At 62.2% G+C, this 13043-nt stretch carries 10 protein-coding genes; 9 read left to right on the forward strand and 1 reads right to left on the reverse strand.

Features of this window, described 5'->3' with window-relative positions; translation table 11 throughout:
* Window positions 1–18 precede the first annotated feature (18 nt).
* From IVB05_RS01265 to IVB05_RS01295, 7 genes are all read left to right on the forward strand, one after another.
* Window positions 19–993 (forward strand): ABC transporter substrate-binding protein, encoded by a 975-nt coding sequence (locus tag IVB05_RS01265; protein WP_247787424.1) that lies wholly within the window; start codon window positions 19–21, stop codon window positions 991–993.
* Between the two features lie 5 nt (window positions 994–998).
* Entirely contained in the window at window positions 999–1763 is a 765-nt protein-coding gene (locus IVB05_RS01270; RefSeq protein ID WP_247782652.1) for an ABC transporter ATP-binding protein, read from the forward strand.
* Between the two features lie 11 nt (window positions 1764–1774).
* Entirely contained in the window at window positions 1775–2638 is an 864-nt protein-coding gene (locus IVB05_RS01275; RefSeq protein WP_247782653.1) for an ABC transporter permease, read from the forward strand.
* A 121-nt stretch (window positions 2639–2759) separates the two neighbouring features.
* Window positions 2760–4499: an L-arabinonate dehydratase gene (araD, locus tag IVB05_RS01280; protein WP_247782654.1), complete on the forward strand. Its 1740-nt coding sequence runs from the start codon at window positions 2760–2762 to the stop codon at window positions 4497–4499.
* A gap of 159 nt (window positions 4500–4658) precedes the next feature.
* A complete protein-coding gene (locus IVB05_RS01285) occupies window positions 4659–5750 on the forward strand; it encodes an SMP-30/gluconolactonase/LRE family protein (protein ID WP_247782655.1) in 1092 nt (363 codons plus the stop codon).
* 112 nt (window positions 5751–5862) lie between these two features.
* Window positions 5863–6582, forward strand: a complete 720-nt coding sequence (locus IVB05_RS01290; protein WP_247782656.1) for a ribonuclease activity regulator RraA — start codon at window positions 5863–5865, stop codon at window positions 6580–6582.
* 51 nt (window positions 6583–6633) lie between these two features.
* Window positions 6634–8076 (forward strand): aldehyde dehydrogenase family protein, encoded by a 1443-nt coding sequence (locus IVB05_RS01295; protein ID WP_247782657.1) that lies wholly within the window; start codon window positions 6634–6636, stop codon window positions 8074–8076.
* A gap of 115 nt (window positions 8077–8191) precedes the next feature.
* Here IVB05_RS01295 and IVB05_RS01300 read toward each other — a convergent pair whose 3' ends face one another.
* Window positions 8192–10309 (reverse strand): S9 family peptidase, encoded by a 2118-nt coding sequence (locus IVB05_RS01300; protein ID WP_247782658.1) that lies wholly within the window; start codon window positions 10307–10309, stop codon window positions 8192–8194.
* A gap of 172 nt (window positions 10310–10481) precedes the next feature.
* Between IVB05_RS01300 and IVB05_RS01305 the strand changes: the two genes are divergently transcribed.
* Both IVB05_RS01305 and IVB05_RS01310 read left to right on the forward strand, forming a co-directional pair.
* Entirely contained in the window at window positions 10482–11918 is a 1437-nt protein-coding gene (locus IVB05_RS01305; protein ID WP_247782659.1) for an MBOAT family protein, read from the forward strand.
* Window positions 11918–13024 carry a hypothetical protein gene (locus IVB05_RS01310; protein WP_247782660.1) on the forward strand — a complete coding sequence of 369 codons (1107 nt, stop codon included), beginning with the start codon at window positions 11918–11920 and terminating at the stop codon, window positions 13022–13024. The genes IVB05_RS01305 and IVB05_RS01310 overlap by 1 nt, the downstream gene beginning before the upstream one ends.
* Window positions 13025–13043 lie beyond the last annotated feature (19 nt).

A 13043-nucleotide genomic window follows, 5' to 3' on the forward strand; every position in this document is an offset into this window, starting at 1 on the left:
TGCGCGGGCGCCGTTGCGATGCTGATGTTGCTGCCGGGCTCGCAAGTCTCGGCCCAGCAGAAGTCGGAAGTGACGCTGTCGCGGCAGCCGGGCATTTTCTACATGCCCTCGCACATCATGGAAAAGAACAAGCTGATCGAGAAGCATGCGGCTTCCCTCGGCGTATCAGGCGTCACCACCAAATGGATTAATCTGAGCGGCGGCGGCGCGCAGACCGATGCATTGCTGGCCGGCAGCGTCGACATCCTCAACACCGGAACCGGCAATCTCCTGCTGCTGTGGGATCGCACCCGCGGCGGCGTCAAGGGCATCGTCGCCACCTCGGCGCAGCCGATGACGCTGATCAGCCGCGATCCCAACATCAAGTCGATCAAGGATTTCGGCCCGAACGACAAGATCGCAGTGCCCACCGTCAAGGTTTCGACGCAGGCGATCGTGCTGCAGATCGCGGCCGCCGAGGCGTTCGGCGCCGACCAGTGGTCCAAGCTCGACCCCAACACAGTGCAGCTCGGTCATCCCGACGCCTATGTGGCGTTGACCAACACGCAGCACGAGGTGCGAAATCACTTTTCGATTCCGCCGTTCACGTTCCTCGAACTGAAGAACGTTCCCGGCGCGCATGTGGTGCTGTCGTCGCCCGACGTGATGGGCGGCCCGCTCAGCCAGGCGCAGTTCTTCACCACGACCAAATTCGCCGACGCCAACCCGAAGATCGTGCAGGCGGTGCGTGACGCCACCAAGGAGGCGCAGGACCTGATCCGCAGCGACACCAAGGCCGCGGTCGAGATCTACAAGGAAGTCACCGGCGACAAGACCAGCGTCGAGGATTTGCTGGCGTGGCTCAAGGAGCCCGGCATGATGGAATGGAACCTGCAGCCGCAGGGCACCATGAAATTCGCCGCCCATCTGTTCAAGGTCGGCACGCTGAAAACCATGCCGAAAGCCTTCACCGATTACTACCTGCCGGTTTCGCACGACCTGAAGGGCAACTGATCGACATGGCCGCGCTTCTCGATGTCAGTGACGTAACGCTGCGCTACAAGACTTCGAGCGCGGTTGTGACCGCGACCGAGCGGGTCAGCTTCACAGTCGATCGTTCCGATCGCTTCGTGCTGCTCGGCCCCTCCGGTTGCGGCAAGTCGACGCTGTTGAAGGCGGTCGGCGGCTATATGAAGCCGAGCGAAGGCAAGATGCGCATTAGCGGCCGCGAAATATCCGAGCCCGGCGCCGACCGGATGATGATCTTCCAGGAATTCGACCAGCTGCTGCCGTGGAAGACGGTGCTGGAAAACGTGATGTTTCCGCTGCTGATGACGCGCCGCCTGCCGCGCAAGGACGCGGAGATGCGGGCGCGCGCCTATATCGATAAGGTCAGCTTGACCCGCGTCCTCGACTCCTATCCGCACACGCTGTCCGGCGGCATGAAACAGCGCGTGGCGATCGCGCGCGGCATGGCGATGGAGCCGGATATTCTGTTGATGGATGAGCCGTTCGCCGCCCTCGACGCGCTGACGCGGCGCACCTGCCAGGACGAGCTGCTGCAACTATGGGCGGAAACAAAGTTCACCGTCCTGTTCGTCACCCATTCGATCGCGGAAGCGATCAAGATCGGCAACCGCATCCTGCTGCTGTCGCCGCATCCCGGCCGCGTCAAGGCCGAGGTTATCGATGTCGATCGGGTATCCAGCGAGGACGGCAGCGCCGCGCGGCTGGAAAAGCAGATCCACGATTTGCTGTTCGCCGACGCCGTGACGGCACACTGAAGGAGCGCGCGATGGGCGAGGCAAAAATCCTGCTGCGCGATGCCGCAGACCTGGCGGCGGCTGTTCCGGCGGAAGTCGAGCGCAAGCTGACGGTGCCGGAGCTGTTGTGGAATGATGGCTTCGTCCGCAAATCCGTGATCATCATCTTTCTCGCCGTGGTGTGGGAAATCTACGGCACGGTTCTCAACAATCCGCTGCTGTTTCCGACCTTCCACGATACGATCCTGACGATGTACGAAAAGGTGCGCGACGGAACCATTCCGATGCGCGCCTGGGCATCGCTGAAGGTGCTGTTCATGGGCTACGCCGCCGGCATCATCCTCGCCGCTATCTTCACCATTCTCGCGATCTCGACCCGAATCGGCACGGACTTCCTCGAAACCATCACCGCGATGTTCAACCCCTTGCCGGCGATAGCGCTGCTGCCGCTGGCGCTGATCTGGTTCGGTCTCGGCAATGGCAGCCTCGTCTTCGTGTTGATCCATTCGGTGCTGTGGCCGGTCGCGCTCAACACCCATTCCGGCTTCAAGAGCGTGTCGAACACGCTGCGCATGGTCGGCCGCAATTACGGCCTGCGCGGTTTGCCTTATGTCGCCCGTATTCTGATTCCTGCCGCGTTCGGTTCTATCCTGACCGGGTTGAAGATCGGCTGGGCGTTTGCCTGGCGCACGCTGATCGCCGCCGAACTGGTGTTCGGCGTGTCGTCGGGGCAGGGCGGTCTCGGCTGGTTCATCTTCGAGAACCGCAATCTCCTGGATATTCCCGCAGTGTTCGCCGGCCTGTTGACGGTGATCGTGATTGGCCTGATCGTGGAAAACCTGATCTTCCGCACGATCGAGCGCAACACCGTCCAAAAATGGGGCACGCAATCATGACCAAGAACAAGAACCCCGATCAGTCCGTAGGATGGGTAGAGCACTTCGCGAAACCCATCACAACATCAAGAACAGTGATGGGTATCGCTTCGCTCCACCCATCCTACGAAGCGGTGCCGACATGACCGACAAGAAGAAAACGCCCGATCAGCTCCGCAGCGCGCGCTGGTTCGCGCCCGATGATCTCCGCGCCTTCGGCCACCGCTCGCGCGCCATGCAGATGGGCTATGCGCCGGAGGAATGGAAGGGCCGGCCGGTCATTGCGATTCTCAACACCTGGTCGGATGCGCAGCCGTGCCACATGCACTTCAAGAGCCGCGTCGACGACGTCAAGCGCGGCATCCTGATGGCGGGCGGCTTCCCGATGGAGCTGCCGGCGTTGTCGCTGTCGGAATCGTTCCTGAAGCCGACCACCATGCTCTACCGCAACATGCTGGCGATGGACGCCGAGGAATTGCTGCGCGGTCATCCCGTCGACGGCGTTGTGCTGATGGGCGGCTGCGACAAGACCACGCCGGGCCTGCTGCTCGGCGCCACCAGCATGAACCTGCCGACGATCTATCTGCCGGCCGGTCCGATGCTGCGCGGCAACTGGAAGGGCAAGACGCTGGGCTCGGGCTCGGACGCCTGGAAATACTGGGACGAGCGGCGGGCCGGCAAGATCTCCGACAAGGACTGGGTCGATGTCGAGGCCGGCATCGCCCGCAGCTACGGCACCTGCATGACCATGGGCACCGCCTCGACCATGACGGCGATCGCGGAATCGATCGGCATGACCTTGCCGGGCGCGTCTTCCATTCCCGCCGCCGACGCCGGCCATATCCGCATGGCCTCGGAATGCGGCCGCCGCATCGTCGAGATGGTGTGGGAGGATCTGACGCCGGAAAAAATCCAGACCCGCAAGGCTTTTGAGAACGCCATCACGGTGGCGATGGCGATGGGCTGCTCGACCAACGCGATCATCCATCTGATCGCGCAGGCGCGTCGTGCTGGCCAGGACATCGGGCTCGATGATTTCGAGAAGGCCAGCCGCAAGGTGCCTGTGATCGCCAATGTGCGGCCGAGCGGCGACAAATATCTGATGGAGGATTTCTTCTACGCCGGCGGCCTGCCGGGCCTGATGAGCCGCATCAGGGAGCATCTGCATCTCGACGTCATGACGGTGACCGGCCAGACGCTCGGCGACAACATCGCGCGCGCCGAAGTCTATAATGACGACGTCATCCGCACCGTGAAGGATCCGATCTATGCCGAGGGCGCGCTTGCCGTGCTCAAGGGCAATCTCGCGCCCGACGGCTGCGTGATCAAGCCGAGCGCCTGCGAGCCGCGTTTCCTCAAGCACACCGGCCCGGCGCTGGTGTTCGACGATTACCCCTCGATGAAGAAGGCGATCGACGATCCGAATCTGGATGTCACCGCCGATCATGTGCTGATCCTGCGCAACGCCGGGCCGCAGGGCGGGCCCGGCATGCCGGAATGGGGCATGCTGCCGATCCCGACAAAACTGGTGAAGCAGGGCGTGCGCGACATGGTGCGACTGTCGGACGCGCGCATGAGTGGCACCAGCTACGGCGCCTGCATCCTGCACGTCTCGCCGGAATCCTACATCGGCGGCCCGCTGGCGCTGGTGCGCAACGGCGACAAGATCACGCTGGATGTCAACGCCCGCACCATCAACCTCGATGTGCCGGAGGCCGAACTGGCAAAACGCCGCGCCGCATGGAAGGCGCCGGAGCCGCGCTACGAGCGCGGCTATGGCTGGATGTTCACCAAGCATATCAAGCAGGCCAATGAAGGTTGCGACTTCGATTTTCTGGAGACTGGTTTTGGGGCGCCGGTGGAGGAGCCGTCGATCTACTAGCCGTAATCCGTCCAGCCGTATTACGTCATTGCGAGCGCAGCGAAGCAATCCATCTCACCGCACAAAGAAAGAATGGATTGCTTCGTCGCTTCGCTCCTCGCAATGACGTGGATAGATGAAGAGCGATACCTAAAAAAACATCCCAGGGGAGGATCACCAATGAATATGAACCGACGCAACCTGCTCGCCGGAGCTGGCGCCGCTGCTGCTACCACGCTTCTCGCCCGCACAGCCGGCGCGCAATCATTCCCGTTCACGCCGAACCAGCGCTACCCCGATCCTGCCGTGCAGATCCTCGATCCCAGCTTCGCCAAATACCGGATCTATTCCTCGACGGTCGAGCAGGTCGCGACCGGCATGCGCTGGGCCGAAGGGCCGGCGTATTTCCCCGAGGGCGGCTATCTCCTGTACTCCGACATCCCCAACAACCGCATCATGAAGTTCGACGAGAAGACCAACCAGACCAGCGTCTTCCGCGCCAATGCCAATTACGCCAACGGCAACGCGCGCGACCGCCAGGGCCGGCTCGTCACCTGCGAGCACTCGGTCACCCGCCGCGTCACCCGCACCGAGAAGGACGGCAAGATCACCGTGCTGGCCGACAAGTTCGATGGCAAGCGGCTGAACGCGCCGAACGACATCGTGGTCAAATCCGACGACACCATCTGGTTCACCGATCCCCTGTTCGGCATCAATGGCGAGTGGGAGGGCAAGAAGGAAAAGCCCGAGCAGGCTACCACCAACGTCTATCGCCTGACCAGGGACGGCAAGCTCACTGCCGTCATTACCGACATCGTCAATCCCAACGGACTTGCGTTCTCGCCGGACGAGAAGAAACTTTACGTGGTGGAATGGAAAGGCACGCCCAACCGCAGCATCTGGAGCTTTGACGTCAACGACGACGGCACCGTGGGCGGCAAGACAAAGCTGATCGACGCCGCGGATCAAGGCGCGCTCGACGGCTTTCGCGTCGACCGCGACGGCAATCTGTGGTGCGGCTGGGGCTCCAACGGCGCGCTGCAGTCGGAGCCTTCGGATGTCGGCGGCCGCAGCGTATTTCAACTCAAGGGCAAGTCCGAAGACCTCGACGGCGTGATGGTGTTCAGCTCCGCCGGCAAGCCGCTCGCCCACATCCGCCTGCCGGAGCGCTGCGCTAATCTCACCTTCGGCGGCCCGAAGAACAATCGCCTCTATATGACGAGCTGCCACTCGGTCTACGCGCTGTATGTGGAATCGCATGGGGCGGTTTGATTGATCCTGTCGTTCCGGGGCGATGCGAAGCATCGAACCCGGAACCTCGAGATTCCGGGTTCGCTCGCTAACGCGAGCGCCCCGGAATGACGACGAAGAAAGCGAGAACGCTATGACCAAACTAAGCGACGCCACCCGAAACAAACTGAAGACGGTCTCCACCGCCACCGTCGCCACCGCGCTGTTCAAGCGCGGTTTTCGCATCCAGATGATCCAGGATGTGCACCCGCTCGGCCCCGATCAGCCGGTGCTGGTCGGCGAGGCCTTTACGCTGCGCTACATGCCGGCGCGCGAGGATCTCAACAAGATCGATGTGTTCCGCGACCGCGGCCATCCGCAGCGCAAGGCGATCGAGGATTGCCCTGTTGGCGCGGTCCTGGTGATGGACAGCCGCAAGGATGCGCGCGCGGCGTCCGCTGGTGCCATCCTGGTGACGCGGCTGATGCAGCGCGGCTGCGCCGGCGTGATCACCGATGGCGGCTTTCGCGACTCCGCCGAAATCGCGGCTCTCGGCTTTCCCGCCTATCACCACCGCCCAAGCGCGCCGACCAATCTGACGCTGCATCAGGCGATCGAAATCAACGTCCCGATCGGATGCGGCGACGCGCCGGTATTTCCCGGCGATGTCATCTTGGGCGACAGCGACGGCGTGATCGTCATCCCCGCGCATCTCGCGGATGAGATCGCCGACGAGGCAGTCGAGATGACCGCGTTCGAGGATTTTGTTACGGAGGAAGTCCGCAAGGGCCGCTCGATCCTTGGCCTCTATCCCGCGACCGACGAGCAGACGTCAAGGGATTTTGCCGCTTGGCGGAAGACGAATGGGCGATAAAATGTCCGCTGACCGGTACCGAACGCTTTTCTCTAACAGTGAGTCCACATCATGCTGATGTTCAACAATCTGATCGACGGCGAATGGTTGTCCGATGGCGCGCGCGCGCCGAACGTCAATCCATCCGATACCAGGGACATCGTAGGTCAAGCGGTGCGCGGCACGCGCGCGCAAGCGGAGGCTGCGATTGCCGCTGCAAAGGCCGCATTCCCAACGTGGTCGCGATCGACGCCGCAACTGCGCTACGACATCCTGAAGAAGGCTTCGGACGAAATCCTCGCGCGTAAAGACGAACTGGGCCGGCTGTTGTCGCGCGAAGAAGGAAAGACGCTGCCGGAAGGCATCGGCGAAGTCGCGCGCGCCGGCCAGATCTTTGCGTTCTTTGCCGGCGAATGCCTGCGGATGGCGGGCGAGAAACTCGCTTCCGTGCGACCCGGCATCGACATCGAGATCACGCGCGAAGCGCTGGGTGTTGTCGGCTTGATCACACCGTGGAATTTCCCGATCGCGATTCCGGCCTGGAAGATCGCGCCAGCGCTGGCCTATGGCAACACCGTGGTGATCAAGCCAGCCGATCTCGTCCCGGGCTCGACCTGGGCGCTGGTCGATATTTTACACCGGGCGGGCTTGCCCAAGGGCGTGCTCAACCTCGTGATCGGACGCGGTTCTGAAGTCGGCGCGGTCTTGCTGGAGCATCCCGACGTGGCGGCCATCAGTTTCACGGGATCGGTGGCCACCGGCCAGAAGGTTGCGGCGGCCTGCATTGCTTCGCGGCCGATGAAGAAGTTTCAGCTGGAGATGGGCGGCAAGAATCCGCTGGTCGTTCTGGATGACGCAGATCTGAAGGTCGCGGTGGAATGTGCCGCCAATAGCGCGTTCTTTTCCACCGGGCAGCGTTGCACGGCTGCCTCGCGGCTGATCGTCACCGCCGGCATCCACGACAAATTCGTGGAGGCCCTCACCGACCGGATGCGCGGCCTGAAGGTCGCCGACGCCGTCACGGCCGGCGCGGATATCGGCCCGGTGGTAGATCAGAGCCAGCTCGATCAGGATCTCAAATATATCAGCATCGGCAAGGACGAAGGCGCCAAGCTTGCCTTCGGTGGCGAGCGTCTCAATCGCGCGACGCCCGGCTTCTATCTGCAACCGGCATTGTTCACCGGCGTGGCCAACACGATGCGGATCGCGCGCGAGGAAATATTCGGGCCGGTGGCTGCGGTCATCAGGGTCAAGGATTATGCCGAAGCGCTGGCGACCGCGAACGACACCGATTTTGGCCTGTCATCCGGCATCTGCACCACCAGTCTGAAATATGCCAGCGACTTCAAACGCAATTCCGAAGCCGGCATGGTGATGGTGAACCTGCCGATCGCCGGCGTCGATTACCACGTGCCGTTTGGCGGCCGAAAGGGCTCCAGCTTCGGCGCCCGTGAACAGGGCCGCTACGCCGCCGAGTTCTATACGACGGTCAAGACGGCTTATACGATGCCGTGAGGGGCTTCGCCTCACCCGGCGCATAGTTCGTAGCCCGGATGGAGCGAAGCGCAATCCGGGGGGCCGCTCGCTCAGCAGACCCCCGGGTTTCGCTTCGCTCCACCCGGGCTACGAATTACGAAACCGCGTCCGCCTTCTCCGCCAATCCCACCGCCCACAGCGCGAACGCATACGCGATTGCCACCTCATCCAGCCGGTTGAACCGTCCCGACGCACCACCATGACCCGCGCCCATGTTGGTGCGCAGCAGCACCGGGCCGCCGCCGCTCATCGTCGGGCGCAGCCGCGCGATCCATTTCGCCGGCTCCCAATAGGTGACGCGAGGATCGGTCAGCCCGCCCATTGCCAGGATCGCGGGGTAGTCCTTGGCCGCGAGATTGTCGTAGGGCGAATACGACAGGATGGTGCGAAAGTCCTTTTCGCTTTCGATCGGGTTGCCCCATTCCGGCCATTCCGGCGGCGTCAGCGGCAGCGTGTCGTCGAGCATCGTATTCAACACATCGACGAACGGCACCTCGGCGACGATGCCGGCGAACAATTCGCCTGATCGGTTGGCGACCGCGCCCATCAGCATGCCGCCAGCGCTGCCGCCGTGGCCGACGATGCGTTTTGCATTCGTGTACTTCGCCTCGATCAGCGCGCGCCCCGCCGCTGCGAAATCATCGAACGAATTCGTCTTCTTCTCGCGCTTGCCGTCGAGATACCAGCCCCAGCCTTTATCCGCACCGCCGCGGATATGCGCGATGGCATAGACAAAACTGCGATCGACCAGCGACAGCCGGTTGGCCGCAAACGACGCCGGCATCGCCATGCCGTAGGAGCCGTAGCCATAGAGCAACAGCGGCGCTTTGCCGTCGCGCACCAGGTCTTTCCGATGAAGGATCGAGACCGGCACCTGCGCGCCGTCGTGCGCCGTCGCCATGATACGTGTGGTGACATAGTCGGCGGGGTTGTGGCCGGACGGTATCTCCTGCCGCTTGCGCAACACCCGCGCCCGCGTGGCCATGTCGTAATCATAGACTTCCGCCGGCGTCGTCATCGACGAATAGGAGAACCGCAAATTCGTGGTTTCGAATTCGTAGCTGCCCATGGTGTCGAGCGAGTAGGCGGCCTCGTCGAAGGCGATGGCGTGCTCTTCGCCACTAAGGAGATCGCGGATGATGATGGCGGGCAGCGCGTTGGCGCGTTCCAGCCGCACCATGTGACCGGCATAGAGCTCGACATCCAGCACATAGACGCCTTCCCGATAAGGAACGAGATCGCGCCAGTTGACGCGTTCGGGCGCGGCGAGCGGCGCGGTGACGACCTTGAAATCGATGGCGTCGTCGGCATTGGTTAGAATGAACAGCTCATCGCCGCGGTCGGCGATCGAATACTGCACGCCTTCCTCGCGCGCCGCGACCAGTCGCGGCGGCGCCTCGGGATGTTCGAGATCGATCAATCTTTGCTCAGAGGTCTCGTGGTCGCCACCGGCGATGACGCAGAAGCGCCCCGACGAGCTCTCATGCAGATGGGTGAACCAGCCGGAATCTTTTTCCTCATAGACCAGCGTGTCGTCGGCCTGTTGGGTGCCCAGCCTATGCCGCCACACCTGCATCGGCCGATGGTTGTCGTCGAGCTTGACGTAGAAGAAGCTGTTGCAATCCTTGCTCCAGACGATGCCGCCGTCGGTCTCCTCGACTAAATCGTCGCGATCGGCTCCAGACTCCCAATCGCGCACGCGAACGGAAAAATATTCCGAACCCTTGGTGTCGGCGGTCCACGCTTGCAATTTATGATCCGGCGAATGCCGCGCGCTACCGAACTTGAAGTATTCGTGGGTGACGGCCAGCGCGTCGCCGTCGAGCACGATTTGCACGTCGCCGCCATCGCGCGGCGTACGCCCGAACATTTCATGCTGTCCGCCCTCACGGAATTTCCGCAAATAGGCAAACGGGCCGTCCGCCGCAGGCACGCTGGAATCGTCTTCCTTGATCCGCCCGCGCATTTCAGCAACCAGCTTCTTCTGCAAGGGCGCGGTGTGGCCGAGCAGGCTCTCGGTGTAGTCGTTTTCCGCTTCCAGATACTTTCGGATATCCGGATCCAGGATCGACGGGTCGCGCAACACTTCCTGCCATCTGGCATCCTTCAGCCATGCGTAATCGTCCGTCACCGTGATGCCGTGCGTGGTGAAGGAATGCGGGCGGCGCGGCGCTGATGGTGCGGGCAGGGAAGTCGTCTTGGGTTGTGTCACTCAATCCTCGTAAGCTGTATGTGCGGGTCGGGCCCGTGCATGCCGATCAGGCCAGGTGTCGCCGACCCACTATATCGGCTCGAAAACGCGAATTGCCAGATCGGCGCGAACCCAATCTTGTTGGCTAGCGCGTTGTATGGTTAGGCTTTTCGGCCCCGCCGGGAAAGGCCTGATGCTCTTCAACTCCCATTCCTTCATCTTCCTGTTCCTGCCGGTCGTCCTGTTGGGCTATTTCGCGCTCGGCCGCCGCAGCAATCTGGCCCCGGTGGTCTGGCTGGCGCTGGCCTCGCTGGTCTTTTATGCCTTCGGCGGCGGGCAGTTCGTCCCGTTGCTGCTTGTTTCGATCGCCTTCAATTATGGCGTCGGCTATCTCCTGATCGCGCGCAAGCTGCGCCCCGGCTTGCGGTTTGCCGTGCTCACCATCGGCGTCGCCGGCGATCTCACGGTGCTCGGCATCTTCAAATATGCGGGATTCTTCGTCGCCAATCTCAACGCGCTGTTTGCGACCGGCTTCTTCGTCACCATCGTGCTGCCGGTCGGCATTTCCTTCTACACCTTCACCCAGATCGCGTTTCTGGTCGATGCCTACCGAGGCAATGTCGCGCGCTACGCGCTGCCGCATTACGCGCTGTTCGTCACTTATTTTCCGCATCTGATCGCGGGGCCGATCCTGCACCACAAGGATATGATCCCGCAGTTCGAGCGCGCGGAAACAAAGCGCCCCGATCCGCATCTGATCCTGTGCGGCCTGATCATCTTCGCCATCGGCCTGTTCAAGAAGACGTGCCTGGCCGACGGCATCCAGCCGCTGGTCGCGCAGGCGTTCGGTCCCAACGCGCCGACCTTCGATCAGGCCTGGATCGGCGTCCTGGCTTACACGTTCCAGCTCTATTTCGATTTCTCCGGCTATTCCGACATGGCGATCGGCATATCGCTGATGTTCGGCATCATCCTGCCGTTGAATTTCAACTCACCCTACAAGGCGACCTCCGTCGTCGATTTCTGGCGGCGCTGGCATATGACGCTGTCGCAGTTCCTGCGCGACTATCTCTACATCCCGCTCGGCGGCAACCGTCACGGTCGCCTCCTGCGCTATGTCAATCTCATGATCACCATGCTGCTCGGCGGCCTCTGGCATGGCGCGGCCTGGACCTTCGTGGTCTGGGGCGCGCTGCACGGCGTCTATCTCTGTATCAATCACGCCTGGAGCAATTACGGCCCCAAGGCGCCGCCGCGTTTCGCCCGTCTTGCCGATATCGCAGGGTTGATCCTGACATTTTTGGCCGTCGTCATCGCCTGGGTCTTCTTCCGCGCCCCGGACATGGCGACCGCGCTCTCGGTGCTGTCGAAAATGGCCGATCCTTCCAATATCGCCTTTGGCCGCGTTGAAATGGTTTATGCGCTGTTCGTCGCGATCTACGCCGCGCTGGCCTGGCTTGCGCCGAATACGCAGGAGATCATGGGTTACGACCATGAGAACCGGAGCGTCGGTGAAAACCTTCGCGCGCAGCGGATGCGGCCGCTGTTCCTCTATGCCACCGCGGCCGTGCTGGCGTTCGGGATTCTTGGCATCCAGCAGCACAGCGAATTCATCTATTTCAGGTTCTGATGAGTGTATCGTCGAAAAACCTGTGGCGGTTTCTGTGCGCGGCGGCGGCCATCGTCCTGACGGCGGCGGCGCTGAACTTTGTCGTCGATCCCCTGCAATTGTTCCGGCCCGCGCGGCTGCTTCCGGCGATGTATTCGGCCGACAGCCGCATGCAGGATGCCGGCCTGATCCGGAGCCAGGATTTCGATACCGTCTTCATGGGCACCTCGCTCGCGATTCACTTTCGCCAGAGCGATATCGACAGGGCATTGGGCGTCCGCTCGCTCAAGCTGTCGATGACCGGTTCGAATTCCCGCGAGCAAGGTTTTGTGCTGACTGCCGCGATGGAGCGCCGCCCCAAGCGGGTCATCTGGCAGATGGACGACTGGATCTTTCGCGACGCGCCCGAAATCGATTCCGACATCTACGTTCCTGCCGATCTTTACCGGCGCAATATCAGGGGCATCGGCGGCTATTTGTTCAGCGGCGCGATGGCGCGCGAGTCGTGGTGGATAGCGGCACGCGCGATCCCGCCGCTGGAGCCGATCGTCGCCCGGCTGACGAACGGCGTGATGTTCAAATTTCCGATTTCGCGTGTCGACGACATCAACGCCCTGAGGCCGGATTTCGACGTTGCGGGCTTCTACAATGCGAACAGTGCCGTCGCCGCCTTCAGGCGCATCACCGACCCAGCGCGCAGCCATTCCATCGCGGAAGGCTATAATTACGAAGCGATGGTCCGGGGCTTTGAGCGCGACGCGATCGCGTTGATCGAGAGCAACCCGAACGTCACCTTCGATATCTACTTCGCGCCTTATTCGATCCTGCATTTCGTGGCGATGCGCGATGCCTCGCCGGCAACGCTGAAGATGGCCTACGACCTCACGGCCTACGCGTTCCCGCGATTGCTGCAATTCCCCAATGTGCGGCTGCATGATTTCCGCGATGTGAAGGAGGTCACCCACGATCTCGGCAATTACGGCGACGTGATCCATCATTCACCGGCGATAGATCTGAAGATTTTGTCGTGGCTGGCGGAACGGAAGTATGTTGTCGCTCGTGGAGCACCGCTGGCTTCGCTGGAGCGGCTAAAGGCGCAGATCGAGGCGTATAAGGTCCAACCGTAGGGTGGGCAAAGCGCAGCGT

The sequence above is a fragment of the Bradyrhizobium sp. 170 genome, from assembly GCF_023101085.1.
Taxonomy (GTDB): Bacteria; Pseudomonadota; Alphaproteobacteria; order Rhizobiales; family Xanthobacteraceae; genus Bradyrhizobium.